The organism is Loktanella sp. M215 (assembly GCF_021735925.1).
Taxonomy (GTDB): domain Bacteria; phylum Pseudomonadota; class Alphaproteobacteria; order Rhodobacterales; family Rhodobacteraceae; genus Loktanella.
Genome location: NZ_WMEA01000001.1, coordinates 1,939,791 through 1,959,020, shown reverse-complemented (window position 1 = coordinate 1,959,020; position 19,230 = coordinate 1,939,791). Strand labels below are relative to the sequence as shown.

Here is a 19,230-nt window from a genome sequence, read left to right as displayed (position 1 = left end):
TCGCCGCCCGCGTCACCGACACGCCCGCGCAAAACAACCGCTTCGATCTGGCCGGACAGATCAACGCCCGGTTTCCGGGCGTCGGCCCCTTCTGGGGCAATGGCCGTCCGCATCACGACGTGCCGCATCTGCCGCGCAAGGGACGCGCCCGCGCGGATCACGGCCTGCCAGAGTTTCGCGCCACCGACCGTGCCGCGCCGGGTGCCTTTTCGCCGTGGCAATTGTCAGGGGCCGGTGCTGTCGGCGGTCAGGTCATCATGGGTCTGCCCACGCTGTCGCGGTTGCGGCATCATTTCGGGCAGGCCCTTTCTGTCTGGCCATTCCAGCCCCCGGACAGGCCGATCGTTCTGGCGGAAAGCTATTTTTCCCTGCTCGCCAGCGCCCATCTGACCGATCACGCGATCCGCGACGCGGCACAGGTCTCGCTGTACGCCCGTGCCTTTTCCAACCTGACCCCCGGCGGATGGGACAGCCTCCTCGCCGTGGACCCCACGCCAGAAGGCTGGGTTCTGGGGCTCGGTCAAGCCACCCTGTTGCAAGAGGCCGCCATGCCCGACCTGACCCCACCGCCCCTGCGCAACGATTGCTTTGCCATGCCGCAGGGCGCGCACTGGACGCCGGTGGACGAGGCCCTCGCACATCTGCGCACTAACCTGACGGCTGTCACCGGCACAGAAGAGATCCCGCTGCTGCAGGCCGCCGGGCGCATTCTGGCCACACCCGTCACCGCCAACCGCAGCCACCCACCATACGCCAACGCCGCCGTCGACGGCTACGCTTTTGCCGGCCCCTTGTCCACGGGCGCTCACACGCTGCCACTGCATCCTGGTCGTGCCGCCGCGGGCAGCCCCTTCGCAGGCACCGTCCCGCCCGGTCACGCCATCCGCATCCTGACCGGCGCCAACATCCCCGACGGCACCGACACCGTCGTCCTGCAAGAGGACACCGCCGCCAGCGCGACCCACATCGCCCTGCACGGCCCCCTCAAGCGTGGCGCCAACGCTCGCCGTGCGGGCGAAGACATGCAAGCCGGTGACGATATCCTTCCCGCCCGCCACCGACTGACGCCCGCAGACCTTGCCACCCTCGCCGCCTGCGGCACCGGCACCGTCGCGGTCCACCGCCTTCTGCGGGTTGGCGTGTTGTCCACCGGTGACGAGTTGCGCGCGCCGGGTGGGACTGCGGCCCCCGGTCAGATCTTTGACGCAAACCGGGCGATGCTGCTGGCCGATGTCGCACGCTGGGGCCACCAGCCGGTCGACCTCGGCATCGCGCCGGACGATCGCCAGCGCCTTGGCAAAATCCTCGATGACGCGGCATCCCGCTGCGACGCGATCCTGACCTCTGGCGGTGCATCCGCGGGGGACGAAGATCACATGTCCGCCCTGCTGCAAGGCACCGGCAGCCTCGCCCTGTGGCGGATCGCGATGAAGCCGGGTCGCCCGCTGGCGCTGGGGCTGTGGCAAGGCAAACCGGTGTTCGGCCTGCCCGGAAATCCCGTTGCCGCACAGGTCTGCGCGCTGATCTTTGCCCACCCGGCGCTCGCCGTGCTGGCCGGGGCCGACTGGCCGGCGCCACAGGGCTTTACCGTCCCCGCCGCCTTCACGAAATCAAAGAAGGCAGGTCGCCGCGAATACCTGCGTGCCCGCCTCACCGACGGCGCGGCAGTGGTCTTCGCCTCCGAAGGCTCCGGCCGGGTCAGTGGGCTCAGCTGGGCCACCGGCCTTGTCGCACTGCCCGACGCCGCGGCAGAGATCGCGCCGGGCACTTCCGTCACCTATTTGCCCTTCGGCAGCTTCGGCCTGTGATCATTTCCGCCGGTCTGCCCCCCGGCCAGACCGAGGCGGCGGCGCGCCTTTACTGGCAAGCCTTCAGCGGCAAATTGCACCGGGTGCTCGGGCCCGACGACCGCGCCTTGGCTTTCATCACGCAGGTCATCGATCCCGGCCACGCCATCAGCGCCACCGATGCCGCCGGCACCCTGATCGGCATCGCCGGATTCAAGACCTACCACGGTGCCTTCGTTGCGGGCGGTCTGACCGACCTCGCCCGCAGCTACGGTCTGCCGGGCGCCCTGTGGCGCAGTGCGACGCTGTCGCTTTTGGCGCGCGATACGGAAAACCGACGTCTTCTGACCGACGGTCTTGCGGTCGCGGAAGCCGCCCGCGGGCGCGGCGTCGGTACCGCCCTGATCGATGCGCTGTCACAAGAGGCGCGTCGCCGCGGCTACCCGGCCCTGCGCCTCGATGTAGTCGATACCAACCCACGCGCGCAGGCACTTTACACCCGCCTCGGCTTCCACGTCGAAAAGGAAACCTCGATCGGCCCGCTGCGCCACATCTTCGGCTTCCACCGCACGATCACGATGATCCGCGCTGTCTGATCTTCTTCTGGTCGCAAATACTTCGGGGGGCGGCCGCAGGCCGGGGGGCTGGCCCCCCTCTGTGCCGATCACGCGGCGAAAGATCGACTACCCCGCGCCGATCAAAGCGCCCGCGCCAAAGACGAGCGCCCCACCGACCACGACCTGAAACGCCGCCCGCAGAAAGGGCGTCTGCATGTAGCGGTTCTGGATCCACGCGATGGCCCAGAGTTCGATGAACACCACGACCATCGCGATCGTCGTCGCTGTCCAGAAGTCCGGGATCAGATAGGGCAGTGCGTGACCCAGACCGCCCAGCGTCGTCATGACGCCCGCCGCGATCCCCCGCTTGATCGGGGATCCGCGCCCGGAAATCGCGCCGTCGTCCGACGCCGCCTCTGTGAAACCCATCGAAATTCCGGCACCGATACTGGCCGCCAGACCCACGAGGAACGTCGTATGCGTGTTCTGCGTGGCAAAGGCCGTTGCAAAGATCGGCGCCAGCGTGCTGACCGACCCGTCCATCAGGCCCGCCAGCCCCGGCTGCACCCATGTCAGCACGAACTGGCGATGCGCCGCCGCCTCTTCCTCGGTTTTCGCCTCCGGACCGAGGTTCTTTTCGATCAGCTGGTCGGCCTTCTCGACATGTCCGCTCTCGGCACTCGCCAGATCGCCCAGCAGCTTGCGCGTCTCTGCGTCCGATGTCGCCTGCGCCGCCGTGTGATAGAACCGCTCCGCGTCGCGTTCCATCTGGCCCGCTTCTTCGCGAATCCGCTCCAGCCCCAGGTTCGCGGTCAACCACACCGGTTTGCGGGCGTAGAAACCCGAGACATGCTCGCGCCGGATCAGCGGGATGACGTTGCCGAACCGCTGCTGGTGCAGGTCGATCAGCCGTTTGCGGTGCTGGTCCTCTTCCTCTGCCATACCGTCAAAAACCGCGGCCGAGGCCGGATATTCAGCGCGCAGCATTTCGGCATAGCTGCGGTAGATGCGCCCATCGTCCTCTTCGGACGAAATCGCCAAGGCAAGCACCTCCTGCTCGCTCAGGTCGGAAAAACGGCGTCGGTTGGCAAAACCCGGAATCATCGTGGCACATCCTGTTTAGAATGATTCCAAACTACGCGGATTTGTTGCCGTGACAAGACCTAGTCAAGGCGGCGCACGTCCAGATGATTGCCGCCCTGCCGTTGCGCCACTTCGAAACGCCCCGACTTGCGCAACAGGTCCGACAGTTTGGCGCTGCCGTAGGTGCGCGGATCGAATTCCGGATTCGCGCTGACCAGATACTGGCCAAGTTGTCCCAGAGAGAACCAGTCGCCGTCCGGGTCGATGCTGTTCATCGCGGAAATCACCAGTGGCACGACCTTGCTGGGCTGCTCCTTGGTATTGACCTCTGATGGTTGCGCGGGTCGCGGAGCCGCTGCTTCGCCGGGTGCCGCGGGTACCGGGTCCGTCGTGTCGGCACCGAGGTTTTCAACAAAGATGAATCGCTTGCAGGCCCGGCGAAAGGCGTCCGGCGTCTTTTTCTGCCCGATGCCGTAGACATCCAGCCCCTGCTCTCGAATTCGGCTGGCGAGAGAGGTGAAATCGCTGTCGGAACTGACGAGGACGAAGCCCTGGAACCGCCCGGTGTGCAGCAGGTCCATGGCGTCAATCACCAGCGCGATATCGCTGGAGTTCTTGCCGGTCGTATAGGCCGGGCTTTGCTGCGGGTTCAGACCGTGTTCCAGCAGGATCTTGTTCCAGCCGCCCAGTTGCGGGCTTGAGAAATCGCCATAGATCCGGCGCACGCTCGCCTCGCCGAAACTCGCGACCTCCTCGAAGATCGCTGCGGCAAATTTCGGCGAGGTGTTGTCGGCGTCGATCAGCACGGCCAGCAGAGGGCGTTGTTCGGGCATGGCATGTCCTTTCAGGTTGTCACTGACCTAGCCCAGCCCGGTGCGGCGGACCAGCCCATGCAGGCTGTGGTCCGTCGAAGCGGATTTTGAACTGAAACGGCGGGCAACGAGGTGTTGCAAAGGCGCGACAAGTCAGCGCGGACCCCAACCGGGCCACCCCTGACGTTTACGCCACCGGACCGGACCCGCAGGCGTGCTGTCTGACCGATGTTGACCGGACGGCCTATGCCCTGCGGTTAAAACATCCCATCGGAAAACGTTCTACCTCAAGACGTTACGACCCAGAAAAATCAACCCAAGCGTGTTGACCGGCCGATCGGATGTCGGCGTCACGGCTGCAGGCGCGCCCGCTGCGCAAAGCGGGCATGGACAGATGCAACGTATGACTGCTCAAATCCTGTTTTCATCTTAAAGACGATCCTCGCGCGGACGCTCATCTGTCCTTGACTTATTCGTGCAACACCTGACGCACTAACAACGTCCGCTATGGACCTTGACGTTGGTGATGAAGGTGAATTTCAAATCTGGTTTCGTGTTAAGCGGTTTGGCGGACAGCCTGATTGCTAGCCTGAGGGCGCCGACGTTTCTGGTCGGTCTGAACGGAAAGATCGTCTGTGCGAACGAATCTGCCGCCGATCTGCTGACCGGCACCGGTGCGCACGCGTTGCGCAACATGCCGATCGCGGATTTCGTCGCCGGTGATGCCTCTGCCGGGGTGCAAACCCGGGTAACGCACGATGGGTCGGATCACCCGATCGCGCCGAACCGGACGATACATCTGAAACACGCCACGGGCGACGGCGTGTGGCACGTAGCATCCCTGGCGGATGACTATGACAAAGTCATCGGGATTATCTATCAGTATGCGGCGCCGGTGTCGCCGGAGCAGTCGGACAAGGACGCAGCACGGGCCGCCGGCCAACGCTTTGACGTGCTGGCCGAAACGGAATTGCGCTGGAAAACCGCCGTGCTCAGCGCCAGTCAGGGTGTCTGGGATCACGATTTCGAACGCAACCGGCACTACCTGTCGGAATCCTGGCGGACCATGCGCGGCCTTGCCCCTGATGCCACGGCCCCCGAAACGACCGAAGACTGGCTGCTGACCATCCACCGCGACGACATTCAGAAGGTCCGTGAACAGCTGCATCTGCAGGAAACCGGCCTGACGGATATCGTTGACTACACGTTTCGCCAGCGGCACGCGGCAGGGCACTGGATCTGGATCCTCAGCCGCGGACGGGTGATGCGCCGGGATGCGGCCGGCTTTCCCGTCCACATCATCGGCACAGACACGGACATTTCCGACATCAAGGCCGTCGAGCAGGAACGCAAGAGGCTGGCAGAGCGCCTTGCCCTTGCAATGGAAGTCGCCGAGATGGGACAGTGGGAGTTCGATATCGAGACTGGCCGCACCAGTTGGGACGCCCGCGCCGCCGCAATGCTGGGCGTGAACGCGCAGGCCATCGCGCGGACCGGCCCGCACTGGAGCGATCTGATCCATCCCGATGACCGGCAGGGCGTGATCGACTACAACGCGGCCCGCCTGCGGGACCGTGAGGATATCGCCTACGACTACCGCGTCCTGACGGACGACGGGTCCGAGCGGTATATCCGGACGCGCGGCAAGTTCCTGCCCTCGGTCGAAGGCAGCGGCGCCTATGTCGGCGTCGACTTCGACCTGACACCGGAATACCGCAAGACGCGTGCGCTGGAACAGGCCCGCAGCCAGCTGCAATACGAGAGTCGCCACGACGCCCTGACCGGTCTGGCCAACCGGCGCAGTCTGGACGAAGTGTTCGCCGCAGCGATCGACTCGGACCCGGCACCCGCGATTGCCGCCATGCATTTTGACATCGACCGCTTCAAGCAGATCAACGACAGCCTTGGTCACGATGCCGGTGACATGGCTTTGCGGCACGCCGCGACGATCCTGCGGGACCACATGCCAAAGGATGCGCTGGTCGCGCGCGCGGGTGGCGACGAGTTCGTGGCGCTGTTCGTGGATGCACCGACCGACGCCGCCCTGCGCGCCATCGCGGACCGCATCACCAAGGCTCTGGCCGCGCCCTTTGCCTACAACGGGGCGCAGATCAGGACCTGCATGAGCATCGGCATCGCGCGTACCGATCCACAGGACGGGGCGCGGGGAAGCCTGTTCATCCTTGCCGACATGGCGCTCTATCACGCCAAGAAAGACGGGCGCGCGGCCTGCCGGTTCTACCGCCCCGCGATGATGGAGGAGGCCAATCACCGCAAGCGTCTGGAAGACGCGCTGTCGCTGGCCTTCGCGCAGGATCAGATCATCTGTCACTACCAGCCCCAGTTTGACGCCCGCACCCTGAAACTGACGGGACTGGAGGCGCTGGTGCGCTGGCAATGCCCGATCTTTGGCCTGATCATGCCGGACCAGTTCCTGAACATCGCGTCCGACATGGGCCTGATGGCCCGTCTGGACGATGCGGTACTGCGGCAGGTGCTGCGCGACACGAAGGCCTGGACGGCCGCGGGCCTCGTCGTGCCGCATGTGTCGGTCAACATCTCGGCCGAACGGCTGACCGATCCAAAATTGGGTCCATCCCTGCGGGCATTGGATATCACGCCGGGCACGATTGTCTTCGAGCTTCTGGAATCGGTCTTTCTGGATGGTGCAGACTCGAGGATCGATGAAAATCTGGCGATCATAGCCGATCTTGGCATCGATATCGAAATCGACGATTTTGGCTCGGGTCACGCCTCCATCATCAGCCTGTTGCGGATCGCGCCCCGGCGGCTCAAGATCGATCGCGCGCTGGTCCAGCCCATCGTCACATCCCAGCAGCGCCGCGCCCTGCTGGAGACCATCATCAGAATCGGTCGCATGCTGCATATCGACGTGGTGGCTGATGGCGTCGAAACCCAGGCCCACGTCGAAATCCTGCAGGACCTCCACTGCGACTATCTGCAAGGCTACGCCTTGGCCCGCCCGATGCCGGCCCGCATGATTCAAAACCTGCTGCCGGTGCGCTGAAGCGGTTCCGCCCGCAGCGGCCTTCAGTCGCTGTCAGTCACCATCCCATCGAGCCGGAGCGCATCCGCAAAATGGGCGACGATCGCTGTCCACAGGGCGGAGCGGGTGTCGGCGCCGACATAGCCATGCCCCTCGTCATCGACGGTCATCCGCGTGACGGGGGCCAGGCCCGCACGCAGCCGCGCCTCGATCAAGTCGGTGTTGTCGATCGGCACCGGCACGTCGCGCCGCCCGTGGTACAGGAAAACCGGCACCGTCACTTTGTCCAGATGCGGCAAGGGTGAAATCCTGTCCAGCAGCTGCCGCGTGACCGGATCGTCGGGATCACCGTATTCCGCGACACGGTGCGCCCGCCGCCACGCACCGAAGCCGCCGATCACATGCGTAAAATCGGCAAATCCATAAAGAATCGCCGCAGCCGCCCAGCGCTCGCGCGCCAGACCCAAAGCGAGGGCGGTCATGTAGCCGCCATAGCTTTGTCCCATGATCCCGATCCGAGCCGGGTCGATGCCGTGCTCTGCCACCAGCGCGTCGTGCAGGCAGAGCATGTCGCCCAGCACATCGCCGCGCTGGGTGCGGTCGTCCAGCGACAGCCACCGCCGTCCGAATCCGGACGATCCCCGCACGTTCGGCGCAATCACCGTACACCCCAGCGCGCAAAGCGCGGCGACCTGCGGAGCGCAAGTCGGCAGCCACTGGCTCTCCGGTCCGCCATGGACGATCATCACCGCTGCACCGTTGGGTCTGCGCGGCCGGTAAAGGAGCGCGGGGACGCGCTCTCCATCCGGGGCGGTGGCGCGGATTGCCATGACGCTGGCGATCCCCGTCTGTGGCTTGGACGCCGGCGAGACAAGGGCCGTGGCCGCATCCGTGCCAAGATCGATCCGCCGGACCTGCGCGGGACGCAGCGCAGATTGCGCCGTCACCAAGAGGGCACCGGTCCCGTCGGCGCGCAGATCAGAGAGCGGACCTTCTGCCGCACAGACCTCGCGCCACGCCGCGTCGCCACCACCGACATGCAGGCTGTGGCCGATCTCCTCGTTCACCAGCACGGCGATGCGGCCGTCGTGTCCCAACGGGACGTAGGCATCGATATCGCGTCCGGCCACCGCGTGGACCGGCGTCAGAACGCCGTCCGTCACGCGCATCAGGCGCATGTGGTCGGCACCCCAATCCGTCAGCAGCAACAGACCCTGCGGCGTCTGCCGCAGGTCCGAAAAACGTGCAGGCCCCAGGGGCAGCAGCGATGTGCAATCGCCTGACGCAAGGTCCAGCCGGAACAGCCCGATATCGACGGCAGAGCGCTGATGCGACACGATCAGCGTCTCGTTCGCCTCCCAGCACTCGACCTTCCACCAGCCTTGCCCCACACGCAGGTCACGGCGCTGTCCAGTCGCCAGCGCGACAATGGCAATGTCAAATGTGCCGCGATCCCGCCGGTTCGCGGCGAAGGCCAGCCGTGTGTCGTCCGGAGAGACCGCCCCAAGGTCATTGATCACGAAGGGATCGGACGTCAGGTGGCGGATTTGACCGCTTTCGACGTCCAGCAGGCGCAATTGGTGGTGTTCATCGCCGCCGCAATCCGTTGCCACGACGACGGACCGCCCCTTGGCAAAGGCACGAAAGCCCGTCACCGCGTCGGCGCCGCCGAACAGCTGGCGGGCGGCACCTCCGTCTGCGGTGGCGGTCCAAAGGCTGGGCCGCGGCCCGCCGCGGGTGTCGATCCAGAACAGCGCGTCACCGGACAGGGCAGCGCGGCTGGCAGTGTGGGGTGTCAGTGGCGTTTCATCGGTCATCGTCCAGCCTTCCTGTGCCTGTGCGTCATGGCTGCACGGGACCGGGTCCGCAGGCAACCCGTGACGGCACATCTGGACAGCCCGCCCTTTTCGGGCAGGATGCAAGGCGATCCCAGCCGGAGCCCCGTCGATGACCGCCGATGTCCTGATTTTCAACGCCCGCACCCGGCCCGTCTTTGCCGCCCCCGGCACCACCGCCATCGCGTGGCGCGACGGCGTCATCACTGCGTTGGGTGACGATGCCACGATCCGCACCCTTGCCGGCCCCGACACGCAGATCATCGATGCAAAAGGCCGAGAGTTGATGCCCGGCTTCGTGGAAAGTCACCTGCACCTGTTCATGGGGGGCGCCACGCTGACCATGCTCGATCTGGGGACGACCTTCGGTTTTGAAGCGGTGGCCGATGCCTTTGCCCAAGCGGCCAAAGCACGACCCGGCGACGACCTCTTCCAGGCCTTTTCCGTTCACTACACGGTCTTTGGACCGGACACGCGGCCCGACCGGCACATTCTCGACCGGATCAGCCCCGACCGTCCGATCAGTCTGATGTCGGCGGACCTGCACTGCACCTGGGCCAATACCGCAGCGCTGGCGCAGGCGGGCATCCTGCACGGAGCCGATGTCGGGCCAGAGGCAGAGGTCGTGATGGGCCCCGACGGGGTCGCGACCGGAGAGTTGCGCGAATTCGCCGCGATGAACCGGGTCAACATGCTGTCGCGGCTGCAAGGGCGCGACGGGCTGGACTATCGCCCGACAAGCCCTGTGGCCGAGGCCGACCGCGCCTACGACCGCAGCGTGATCCGGCAGGCCGCCACCTATTGTGCCGCCCACGGCATCACCAGCGCCGTCAACATGGACGGCAACGTTTATCAGGCGGGTCTGATACGCGATCTGGCGATGGCGGGCGACCTGCCCGTCAGGGTCAGCCTGCCGCTGCGACTGGTGGCGGCGGACGGGCCAGAGGGCCTCGCGATGCTGGACGATTTCGGGCCAGAGGTGCCGGGCTGGCTGCGCTTTGGACGGGTCAAGATGTTCCTCGACGGGGTCTGGGACACATGGACCGCGCTGACCACCAGCGATTATCCGGGGCGTCACGGCTTCCGCTCGCAGCCTCTGATCCCACAGGATACATTCGACGCAATCTGCATTGCGGCGGATGCGCGCGGGCTGCAGATCGCGACCCATGCGGTGGGCGACGGGGCGGTGCGGGCCGCCATCGACGGCTATGCCGCCGCCCGGCGCGCGAACGGCCCCCGCGACGCCCGCCACCGGATCGAGCATATCGAGGCGATCACGCCAGAGGATCTGGAGCGGCTGGCGCCGCTGGGGATCACCGCCTCCATGCAGCCCCTGCATCCGCCGGGCGCCGCCGGCCTGCCACTGGAACCAACGGTGTCGATCATGGGCCGCGACCGCTGGGCGACGGCTTTTCCCTGGCGGATGCTCCAAGATCGGGGGGTACCGCTGGCGTTCGGCAGCGACTGGCCGGTGTCGCCGATCGATCCGCTGCTGGGCATCCATGCCAGCCTGACGCGCGCGCCCTGGGACGACGGGCTGCCCGACCAGCGGATCAGCCTTGACGATTGCCTGCTGGCCTATACCAAAGGCGGCGCCTACGCCGATCAGTGCGAGGACCGCCGCGGCGCCTTGCGCGCGGGACTGGACGCCGACCTGATCCTGATCGACGGATCGCTGGATGATCTGGCCTCATCCCCCGATGCGGCCCGCGTAGCTTTGACGATCTGCGGCGGGCGGGTGACGCACCGGGCCGACACCTGACGACCGGGCCTTACTGTTTTGCGGATGCACCCGGGCGCAATTCCGGCTAGATCGCAACGATGACCGATACCGCATTCGAAATTTTCGCCACCGCCCCGCCGGGTCTGGAACCGCTTTTGCTGCAACAGGTGCAGGCCGCAGGCTTTGACGGCGCCGAGGTCGTGCCCGGCGGTGTCACCTTTCCAGGCGGCTGGCCCGACGTCTGGCGCGCCAATCTGGAACTGCGGGGCGCGGGGCGCGTCCTTGCACGCTTTGGCAGCTTTCTGGCGTTCCATCTGGCACAGCTCGACAAGCGGTCGCGCAAGTTTCCCTGGACCGAGACGCTGCGCGTGGATGTCCCCGTCCGGGTCGAGGTGACCTGTCACAAATCCAAGATCTATCACGCGGGCGCGGCGCAGCAGCGGATCGAAACCGCCCTGCGCGAAGAGGCGGGGATCACCATCGCCGCCGACGCGCCTGTGACACTGAAGGTGCGGATCGACGACAATACCGTGACCCTGTCGGTCGACACCAGCGGCGAGAGCCTGCACAAGCGCGGCCACAAGGAAGCCGTCGGCAAGGCCCCGATGCGAGAGACGCTGGCGTCGCTCTTCCTCGCCCACTGCGGTTATGACGGAACAGAGCCGGTGGTCGATCCGATGTGCGGGTCCGGCACTTTCGTCATCGAGGCGGCAGAGATCGCGCGCGGCCTGCAGCCCGGGCGCAGCCGCGATTTCGCCTTCATGCAACTGGCAAGTTTCGACCCTGCAGCCTTTGACAGGCTGCGCCGGACCACGCCGCAGGACACGGCGCTGCGGTTTTACGGGTCGGACCGCGATACCGGGGCGGTGCGCAATGCCACCGCGAATGCGGACCGGGCCGGTGTCGGTGACATCGTGACCTTTGCCCATCACGCGATCAGCGATCTGCCACGGCCCGCGGGCCCGCCCGGTCTGGTCATGGTCAACCCGCCCTACGGCGCGCGCATCGGCAATCGCAACCTCCTCTTCCCCCTCTACGGCGCGCTGGGGGCCACGCTGAAAGACCGCTTTCGTGGCTGGCGCGTGGGACTCGTCACCAGCGAACCAGGTCTCGCCAAGGCGACCGGCCTGCCCTTCACCCCGGACCGCCTGCAGGTGCAGCACGGCGGGTTGCGCGTGACACTCTTCAAGACGGACGCGCTCTAGCCAGTCCAACAGGCCGGTCTAGGCCGCGCCGCCGATATCCTGTGCGGCGACGGCGGTGGCCTTGATGATCGCATGGATTTCCTGCCCCACGCCCAGCCCCATGCGCGCGGCGGACCGCCGGGTGATTCGCGCCAGCAGCCGGTCGGTGCCGCTAACAAGGGACACAGCGACGCCCGGCCCATGGCCGACTTCGATCGCCGCGATGCGGCAGGCCAGCACGTTCAGAGCCGACAGCCCCTGCGGTGGATGCAGCGACAGGATCACGTCCTGCGCGGGGATCCGCAGGCGGATCCGGTCGCCATGACGGCCCAACCGCCCCGGCAGCACAAGGCGACCGGCGGACAAGGCCACTTCGGTCAGGCCGTCGGCGGCATTCAGGCCCCGCACGGTACCGGTCAGCACGGCGCCCGCATCGCGCACGCCCACCAATGGCACGGCTGCGGGGTCGGACAATATCTGGTCGAGTGGTCCGAAGCGCGTGACGCGCCCTTTTTCCATCAACACCAGCGTCGTGGCCAGCCGCGCGACCTCTGACATGGCGTGGCTGACGTAAAGGATGGGCACGCGGGTCGTGGCACACAGGCGTTCGAGGTAGTGCAGCACCTCTGCCTTGCGGTCGGCGTCAAGGGCAGCAAGCGGTTCGTCCATCAGCAGAAGCCGCGGATCCGACATCAGCGCGCGCCCGATGGCAACGCGGGATTTCTCTCCGCCCGACAGGGTCGGCGGGCGGCGATGCAGAAGATCGCCAAGGCCCAGCATCTCGATCACCGCGTCGCGGTCGTGACCGCCGCCGTATGTCAGGTTGCGCGCCACGTCGAGGTGCGGGAAAAGGCGCGCATCCTGAAACACATACCCAATGCGGCGGCGGTGGACAGGGACGCCCGTCAGGTCCGCCCCATCGACGCGGACGTGCCCCGCGTCGGGCCGCATCAGCCCCGCGATGCAGTTGATCAGCGATGACTTGCCCGACCCGGACCGGCCAAAGATCGCGGTGACTCCTGGCGGCGCCAAGAACGCCGCATCCAGCATGAAATCGCCCCGCCGGCGCGTGACAGCGACGTCGATCATGCGCCCAGCCGTGCGGTCAGGCGCTGTGAGAGCCATTCCGCCAGCGCCAGGGTCGTCATAGCCAGCACAATCGAAATCACGACGAGCGACACCACGGCACCGTCCTGCCCCGGCACCTGCAGCAGACCGTAGATGGCCGACGGGATCGTCTGGGTTTGGCCGGGGATCGCCGCGACGAAGGTGATCGTCGCGCCGAATTCCCCCAACGCCTTGGCAAAGCCCAGCACCGCCCCCGCCAGCACGGCAGGCGCGATTAACGGCAGAGTGACGGTGGCGAAGACGCGGGCACGCGATGCCCCAAGAGTCGATGCTGCATCCTCCAGCCCCGACGGCACCGCCTCGAACCCCAGACGGATCGCGCGGACGGTCAGGGGAAAGGCCATGATCGCCGCGGCCAGCACGGCACCCGTCCAGCGGAAGGCCAGCGTGATACCGAAGGTTTCGCGCAGCACGCTGCCGATGGGGCCCTGCGTGCCGAAGGCCAGCAGCAGCAGATATCCGGTGACCACCGGCGGCAGCACCAGCGGCAGATGGACCATGCCGTTCAGAAGGCCCCTGCCCCAGAACCGCTTGCGCGCCAGCAGCCATGCGGTCGCCACGGCAAAGGGAAGACTGATGACCGTTGCAACCACCGCAACGCGCAGCGACAGCAGGACGGCAGCCCAAGCCACGGCGTCCAGCGACCCCATCAGCGTGCCACCCGCGACCGTGTCACAGGACGCGCGGCGGACGACCGCCCTGAACCGTCCGGGCGACCCGGCAGGTCGGGGCGGCTTTTGTGAACCTGCCCGGTCATCTTCGTCCTCGCGCTTGCATTTGGCGGACTATCCCGTCTGTGCGGCCCGACCGCAAGGGCGCATCAGACCCAGGCGGTCAGGCGTGCCGACAGATGGTCACAGGCTGCGCGGCTTGCGTCATGGACAGCGCCGTGGCGCGGCGGATCGCGCAAGGTCGTGATCCAGTGTGGCGGCGGCACCATGACGCGGCGCTGCCCGTCCCACCGCAGGGCTGCCAGCACGGCCTGCGCGGCGGGCGGCAGGACCTCGGGAATCGGCAGATCGTTCAGGATCGCCCAGTTGCCGGACCAAAGACGCCCGACACTCCACGGGTTATAGCCGCCGCCGCCCAGTACCATCAGGCGCGGTGCCAACCTGCGGATGGCACGCAGGATGGCCCAGTGCGCCGTGTTGGACAGGGACAGCCGGGACTGCGGATCCTCCTGCACTGCATCGGCCCCGCATTGCAGCACGATGGCATCGGGACGAAAGGCGGCCAGCGCCGGCAGGATCACGCGGTCGCGGACCAGCGCCATGTCGTCATCGCAAGCCCCCGGCGGCAAGGGCACGTTGAAGACGTTTCCGGCCCCCGCATCCGTCAGCGGCCCGGTGCGCGGCCAGCGCCCGGCCTCGTGGGTCGAGATCAGCAGCGTGTCCGGATCGCCGCGAAAGGCATGGTCCACCCCGTCGCAATGGTGCGCATCGATGTCCAGATAGGCGATGCGGGCCGCCCCGTTGCGGCGCAGGGACTGTATCCCCAGAACCGGATCGTTCAGGTAACAGAACCCGCCGGCCCGGTCGGGAAAGCCGTGATGGGTGCCGCCAGCGGGGGTAAAGACGGTGCCCGGATGGCGCAAGAGCTCTCCCGCCAGCAGGGCAGCCCCAGCAGAGGTCGCGGGGCGGCGATACATCTCGGGGAATACCGGATTGTTCGACGTGCCAAGGCCGTGGCGCAAGCGGTCGGTCTCGGTCACGGACTGTGTCGCCTCTGCCCGTTGCAGGGCGGCGATATAGTCCGGTGTGTGAAACGACAGCAGGGCTGCGGGCTTGGCCCGGGGCGAGGTCATGTATTGTCCCGGTGCGATCCAGCCCATGGCGCGGCACAGGTCCATGACGGTCGACACGCGCGGCACCCGCAGCGGATGGAACGGTCCGTAGGATGAATGGCGATAGATCTCTGACCCGATGAAGACCGGTTCCGTCTTGCGGACGTCATTTGTGTGTGGGACCACGAGGTTCATATCACGGGATGTAAGACCTTTGGCCACAGACTCCACCCCTGCCCCCCGGCGCGGACAACTGCCGCTGAAACTGCGCGGCGGCAAAACCGATGTGCGCGGCCAGTTCGCCGCCCTGTGTTGGCGCCGTACGGCAGACGGTGAAGTCGAGGTTTGCCTGATCACCTCGCGCCGCACCAAACGCTGGATCGTGCCCAAAGGCTGGCCGATGCACAAGCAGACCCCCGCAGAGGCCGCTGCGACCGAAGCCTGGGAGGAAGCGGGGCTGACAGGCCGCCCGGTCGATCGCTGCCTTGGCGTCTACTCCTACGTCAAACCGCTGTCGAAACGGACCACGCCTGTCGTCGTCATGGTCTATCCGCTGGAGGTGATGGAGGTGTCGAGCGACTGGCCCGAACGCCGCGAACGCCGTCGCAAATGGTTCCCGCTGCAGGCGGCCGCGTCGAAACTGGCAGAGCCGGCACTGCGGCGCATTGTCGAACACTTTGATCCCACCGGGCTGTAAGGGCGTTGCATCCGGGCGGCCTTCGCCTATCTTCGGATGACATTGCAACGGACACGTCCCCTTGATCCGCTACACCTTCACCTGCGAGAAATCACACCGCTTCGACAGCTGGTTCCGGTCAGCCGATGCCTATCAGGCGTTGGCACATGCGGGCCAGCTGTCGTGCACCACCTGCGGTTCGGTACAGATCACGAAAACGGTGATGGCCCCGGCTGTTGCGACCGAAAAGGCCGCACCGACTGCACTGGAAAAACTGCGTGCCCATGTCGAGGCCACGTCCGAGGACGTCGGCGACCGCTTTGCTGCCGAGGCGCGCGCGATCCACGACGGAGACGCGCCGAACCGTCCGATCATCGGGCAGGCCAACGGCGCGCAGGTGCGCGCACTGATCGCAGACGATATTCCCGTGCTGCCGCTGCCCTTCTTGCCGCGGCGGCGCACCAACTAGGAGACTGAGCCCATGACGACTCTTATCACCGGTGCCAACCGCGGCATTGGCCACGCGATGTTTGACGCCTTTCGCGACAAGGGAGAAGCCGTGACCGGCACCCACCGCGACGCACCGACCACCGACATGCTGCGGCTGGACGTGGCTGATCCGGGATCGGTCAGCCAGATGGCAAAGGATTTCGGCGACACACCGCTGGATCTGCTAGTGTGCAATGCAGGTGTCTACGTCGAAAAGGGTCTGCCCCTCGAAGACCTGACCGCAGACCTTTGGGCGCAGGCGATGGCGGTGAACGTCACGGGCGTCTTCCTGACCATACAGGCGCTGTTGCCGAACCTGCGCGCGGCGGGCGGCAAGATCGCAATCATCTCAAGCCAGATGGCGTCCGATACGAATGCACCGGGTGGATCCTATATCTATCGCGCATCAAAGGCGGCTGTCCTGAACCTTGGCCGCAATCTGGCCGTCGACCTGAAGGGCGACGGTATCGCGGTTGGTATCTATCACCCCGGCTGGGTGCAGACCGACATGGGCGGCAGTTCTGCCGCGATCACACCCGTGCAGGCGGCAAACGGGTTGCTTGACCGGTTCGCTGACCTGTCACTGGACAGCACAGGCTGCTTCAAGACTTGGGACGGGCAGGATCACGCGTTCTGAAACATGATCAAGCGCTGAGGGGGCGCTGCCCCCGCCGTGTGCCACGGCCCCCCGAAGTATTTTTAACCAGAAGAAGCGGGGACCGGTTGGCGGGTGGATTGCCCTTGGGGACAACGTCGCGTAAAGGGCGGCGCAGACAGGCAAGGGACGCGTCATGCCCATACTCGTGATGAAATTCGGCGGCACATCGGTCGCCAACATCGACCGGATCGCCCGCGCATCAAAGCGCGTGGCGCTTGAGGTGGCAAATGGCTACGACGTGATCGTCGTGGTGTCGGCCATGTCGGGCAAGACCAACGAACTGGTGGGTTGGGTGAACGAGACCTCGCCCCTGTACGACGCGCGCGAATACGACGCGGTGACGGCAAGCGGCGAGAATGTGACCGCCGGTCTGATGGCACTGCGGTTGCAGGAAATGGACATTCCCGCGCGCAGTTGGCAGGGCTGGCAGGTGCCGGTCCAGACGACATCCGCCCACGCCAACGCCCGGATCGACGCGATCCCCCCCGACAACATCAATGCGAAATTCGCCCAAGGCATGAAGGTCGCCGTGGTCGCAGGCTTTCAGGGCGTCAGCCCAGAGGGGCGGATCACGACGCTGGGGCGTGGCGGGTCCGACACGACCGCGGTCGCCTTTGCCGCCGCCTTCGGTGCGGAACGCTGCGACATCTATACGGACGTCGACGGCGTCTACACGACCGATCCGCGCATCGTCCGGAAAGCCCGCAAACTGGACCGCATCGCCTTCGAGGAGATGCTGGAACTGGCGTCGCTGGGGGCGAAGGTGCTGCAGACGCGGTCGGTGGAACTCGCCATGCGCTTTGGCGTGAAGCTGCGGGTGCTGTCGTCGTTCGAGGAACCATCTGATAACGCGGGCACGCTGGTGTGCGCCGAGGAGGACATCATGGAAAGCAATGTCGTGGCCGGTGTGGCCTATTCGCGCGACGAGGCGAAGATGACGCTGATCTCGGTCGCCGACCGGCCCGGCATCGCCGCCGCGATCTTCGGCCCGCTGGCGACCGCCGGCGTCAACGTCGACATGATCGTGCAGAACATCAGCGAAGAGGGTCGCACGGACATGACCTTTTCCTGCCCCGTCGATCAGGTGATGCGCGCGCAGAAGGCGATGGAAGAGGCGAAAGCCGACGGGTCGATCAATTTCCACGATCTGGTTGCCGACGAAGGCGTCGCCAAGGTCAGCATTGTCGGCATAGGCATGCGCAGCCACGCGGGCGTCGCCGCCAAGATGTTCGCCACGCTGCGTGACGAAGGGATCAACATAAAGGTGATCACGACGTCGGAAATCAAGATCAGCGTGCTGATCGACCGCAAGTACGTCGAACTGGCCGTGCAGGCCTTGCACGATGCCTTCGGCCTGGAAAAGGCCGCCTGATCTGAATCCGCGACCGGCATGAACGGTGCTGCGTCGGTCACGTCCGCCGGGGTGCCGACCGAGTGCTGCTTTGCGGACGAATGACTGGTATAGGTTAGGCCGGTTTCAGCGGGGGTGCGAATGTCCAAGGTCCTGACCTCGCGTGTCGACAGGCTTTTGTCGTCTCTTGGCTATGGGTCGCGCAATGATGTGGCGCGTATGGGACGCGCGGGCGGTATCACGCTTGATGGCGCTGCGCTTCGGGATGTTACATCACGCATTCCCGTCACGTCTGATCTGCCGGCGCGCATGACCGTCCGGGGCGAACCGCTCGATCCCCTCGCGGGGCTGGTCATCCTCATGAACAAGCCTTTGGGCGTGACGTGTTCCCACAAGGAGGATGGTGCGCTGGTCTATGATCTTCTGCCACAGCGCTGGCGTGCGCGTACACCGACCATCTCGACCATCGGCCGTCTGGACAGACAGACCTCGGGACTGCTGTTGCTGACCGATGACGGCGACCTGCTGCACCGCATCATCAGTCCCAAGCATCACGTGACCAAAACCTATCGCGCGACGCTGGTCCGGCCGCTTGACGGCACCGAAGCGGCGCTCTTTGCCTCTGGCGCATTCATGCTGCAGAATGAGGACAAGCCGTTGGCGCCGGCTGATCTTCAGGTGATCTCGGACACTGAAGCCCTGCTTTCCGTGACCGAGGGGCGGTATCATCAGGTGCGCCGCATGTTCGCGGCCACGGGCAACCACGTCGCGGCCCTGCACCGTGAAGCCTTGGGCGGTCTGTCTCTGCCCGATGATATTGCGCCTGGTCAGTGGAAAGTGCTGAACGCACAGGACATCGCGCTGATTTTTCAAGGTGACGACGATCCGGCATCCGTCATGTGATACCGTTTCGCGTTGCCGACGTGGAACCTTTTGGGGAGTTTTAGTGCCGCAAATGGGGCGGATGACCCGTTCGGATAGGCGAATCTGGACTGATCGGCAGGGTTGCGATCATCTTGGACAGCACCCACAGGGGCCACGCGCCTCTTGCCCGCAGGCGGCAGCGGTCCTTTGCCATCCTCAGGTTGCTGGAATTTCCGACACATCGCCCAGTTGCGCGGCAAATCGCCTGCGCCTGCGCTGGATTCAAATACGCG

16 protein-coding genes are annotated in these 19,230 nt (G+C 65.9%); 10 read left to right on the top strand and 6 right to left on the bottom strand.

Going from position 1 to position 19,230, the window contains the following annotated elements:
- Positions 1 to 119 precede the first annotated feature (119 nt).
- Both GLR48_RS09560 and GLR48_RS09555 read left to right on the top strand, forming a co-directional pair.
- A complete protein-coding gene (locus GLR48_RS09560) occupies positions 120 to 1,808 on the top strand; it encodes a molybdenum cofactor synthesis domain-containing protein (RefSeq protein WP_336886617.1) in 1,689 nt (562 codons plus the stop codon).
- Entirely contained in the window at positions 1,805 to 2,383 is a 579-nt protein-coding gene (locus GLR48_RS09555; RefSeq protein ID WP_237061038.1) for a GNAT family N-acetyltransferase, read from the top strand. The genes GLR48_RS09560 and GLR48_RS09555 overlap by 4 nt, the downstream gene beginning before the upstream one ends.
- 87 nt (positions 2,384 to 2,470) lie before the next feature.
- Here the strand turns inward: GLR48_RS09555 and mbfA are convergent, their stop codons facing one another.
- Together mbfA and GLR48_RS09545 are read right to left on the bottom strand one after the other, a co-directional pair.
- Positions 2,471 to 3,448 (bottom strand): iron exporter MbfA, encoded by a 978-nt coding sequence (mbfA, locus tag GLR48_RS09550; RefSeq protein ID WP_237061037.1) that lies wholly within the window; start codon positions 3,446 to 3,448, stop codon positions 2,471 to 2,473.
- 59 nt (positions 3,449 to 3,507) lie between these two features.
- Positions 3,508 to 4,260: an NYN domain-containing protein gene (locus tag GLR48_RS09545; RefSeq protein ID WP_237061036.1), complete on the bottom strand. Its 753-nt coding sequence runs from the start codon at positions 4,258 to 4,260 to the stop codon at positions 3,508 to 3,510.
- 511 nt (positions 4,261 to 4,771) lie between these two features.
- On the opposite strand from GLR48_RS09545, the gene GLR48_RS09540 reads away from it, so the two are divergent.
- The gene (locus tag GLR48_RS09540; protein WP_237061035.1) at positions 4,772 to 7,267 is read left to right on the top strand and encodes a sensor domain-containing protein; all 2,496 of its coding nucleotides are present in this window, start codon (positions 4,772 to 4,774) and stop codon (positions 7,265 to 7,267) included.
- A 23-nt stretch (positions 7,268 to 7,290) separates the two neighbouring features.
- Here the strand turns inward: GLR48_RS09540 and GLR48_RS09535 are convergent, their stop codons facing one another.
- A complete protein-coding gene (locus tag GLR48_RS09535) occupies positions 7,291 to 9,063 on the bottom strand; it encodes a S9 family peptidase (RefSeq protein ID WP_237061034.1) in 1,773 nt (590 codons plus the stop codon).
- Between the two features lie 130 nt (positions 9,064 to 9,193).
- Between GLR48_RS09535 and GLR48_RS09530 the strand changes: the two genes are divergently transcribed.
- Both GLR48_RS09530 and GLR48_RS09525 read left to right on the top strand, forming a co-directional pair.
- On the top strand, positions 9,194 to 10,843 hold the full coding sequence (locus GLR48_RS09530; RefSeq protein WP_237061033.1) for an amidohydrolase: 1,650 nt from the start codon (positions 9,194 to 9,196) through the stop codon (positions 10,841 to 10,843).
- Positions 10,844 to 10,902: 59 nt separating this feature from the next.
- Positions 10,903 to 12,009, top strand: a complete 1,107-nt coding sequence (locus tag GLR48_RS09525; protein ID WP_237061032.1) for a THUMP domain-containing class I SAM-dependent RNA methyltransferase — start codon at positions 10,903 to 10,905, stop codon at positions 12,007 to 12,009.
- Between the two features lie 18 nt (positions 12,010 to 12,027).
- Here GLR48_RS09525 and modC read toward each other — a convergent pair whose 3' ends face one another.
- The 3 genes from modC to GLR48_RS09510 all read right to left on the bottom strand — a co-directional run bounded on the left by modC (position 12,028) and on the right by GLR48_RS09510 (position 15,085).
- Positions 12,028 to 13,077: a molybdenum ABC transporter ATP-binding protein gene (modC, locus tag GLR48_RS09520; protein WP_237061031.1), complete on the bottom strand. Its 1,050-nt coding sequence runs from the start codon at positions 13,075 to 13,077 to the stop codon at positions 12,028 to 12,030.
- Positions 13,074 to 13,766 carry a molybdate ABC transporter permease subunit gene (gene modB / locus GLR48_RS09515; RefSeq protein ID WP_237061030.1) on the bottom strand — a complete coding sequence of 231 codons (693 nt, stop codon included), beginning with the start codon at positions 13,764 to 13,766 and terminating at the stop codon, positions 13,074 to 13,076. Before modB ends, modC begins: the two co-directional genes overlap by 4 nt.
- 170 nt (positions 13,767 to 13,936) lie before the next feature.
- Positions 13,937 to 15,085 (bottom strand): acetoin utilization protein AcuC, encoded by a 1,149-nt coding sequence (locus tag GLR48_RS09510; RefSeq protein WP_237061029.1) that lies wholly within the window; start codon positions 15,083 to 15,085, stop codon positions 13,937 to 13,939.
- A gap of 28 nt (positions 15,086 to 15,113) precedes the next feature.
- Here GLR48_RS09510 and GLR48_RS09505 point away from each other — a divergent pair, with 28 nt between their 5' ends.
- From GLR48_RS09505 to GLR48_RS09485, 5 genes are all read left to right on the top strand, one after another.
- Positions 15,114 to 15,596 carry an NUDIX hydrolase gene (locus GLR48_RS09505; protein WP_237061028.1) on the top strand — a complete coding sequence of 161 codons (483 nt, stop codon included), beginning with the start codon at positions 15,114 to 15,116 and terminating at the stop codon, positions 15,594 to 15,596.
- Between the two features lie 61 nt (positions 15,597 to 15,657).
- Entirely contained in the window at positions 15,658 to 16,044 is a 387-nt protein-coding gene (locus GLR48_RS09500; protein ID WP_237061027.1) for a DUF1178 family protein, read from the top strand.
- A gap of 12 nt (positions 16,045 to 16,056) precedes the next feature.
- On the top strand, positions 16,057 to 16,701 hold the full coding sequence (locus tag GLR48_RS09495; protein WP_237061026.1) for an SDR family NAD(P)-dependent oxidoreductase: 645 nt from the start codon (positions 16,057 to 16,059) through the stop codon (positions 16,699 to 16,701).
- A 154-nt stretch (positions 16,702 to 16,855) separates the two neighbouring features.
- A complete protein-coding gene (locus GLR48_RS09490) occupies positions 16,856 to 18,094 on the top strand; it encodes an aspartate kinase (protein WP_237061025.1) in 1,239 nt (412 codons plus the stop codon).
- Between the two features lie 120 nt (positions 18,095 to 18,214).
- Entirely contained in the window at positions 18,215 to 18,976 is a 762-nt protein-coding gene (locus tag GLR48_RS09485) for a pseudouridine synthase (RefSeq protein WP_237061024.1), read from the top strand.
- Positions 18,977 to 19,230 lie beyond the last annotated feature (254 nt).

Bases quoted from the DNA above. Each gene is read 5' to 3' on its own strand.
- mbfA (WP_237061037.1), bottom strand. From the start codon at position 3,448: ATGATTCCGGGTTTTGCCAACCGACGCCGTTTTTCCGACCTGAGCGAG.
- GLR48_RS09545 (WP_237061036.1), bottom strand. From the start codon at position 4,260: ATGCCCGAACAACGCCCTCTGCTGGCCGTGCTGATCGACGCCGACAAC.
- GLR48_RS09535 (WP_237061034.1), bottom strand. From the start codon at position 9,063: ATGACCGATGAAACGCCACTGACACCCCACACTGCCAGCCGCGCTGCC.
- GLR48_RS09530 (WP_237061033.1), top strand. From the start codon at position 9,194: ATGACCGCCGATGTCCTGATTTTCAACGCCCGCACCCGGCCCGTCTTT.
- GLR48_RS09525 (WP_237061032.1), top strand. From the start codon at position 10,903: ATGACCGATACCGCATTCGAAATTTTCGCCACCGCCCCGCCGGGTCTG.
- modC (WP_237061031.1), bottom strand. From the start codon at position 13,077: ATGATCGACGTCGCTGTCACGCGCCGGCGGGGCGATTTCATGCTGGAT.
- modB (WP_237061030.1), bottom strand. From the start codon at position 13,766: ATGGGGTCGCTGGACGCCGTGGCTTGGGCTGCCGTCCTGCTGTCGCTG.
- GLR48_RS09495 (WP_237061026.1), top strand. From the start codon at position 16,057: ATGACGACTCTTATCACCGGTGCCAACCGCGGCATTGGCCACGCGATG.
- GLR48_RS09490 (WP_237061025.1), top strand. From the start codon at position 16,856: ATGCCCATACTCGTGATGAAATTCGGCGGCACATCGGTCGCCAACATC.
- GLR48_RS09485 (WP_237061024.1), top strand. From the start codon at position 18,215: ATGTCCAAGGTCCTGACCTCGCGTGTCGACAGGCTTTTGTCGTCTCTT.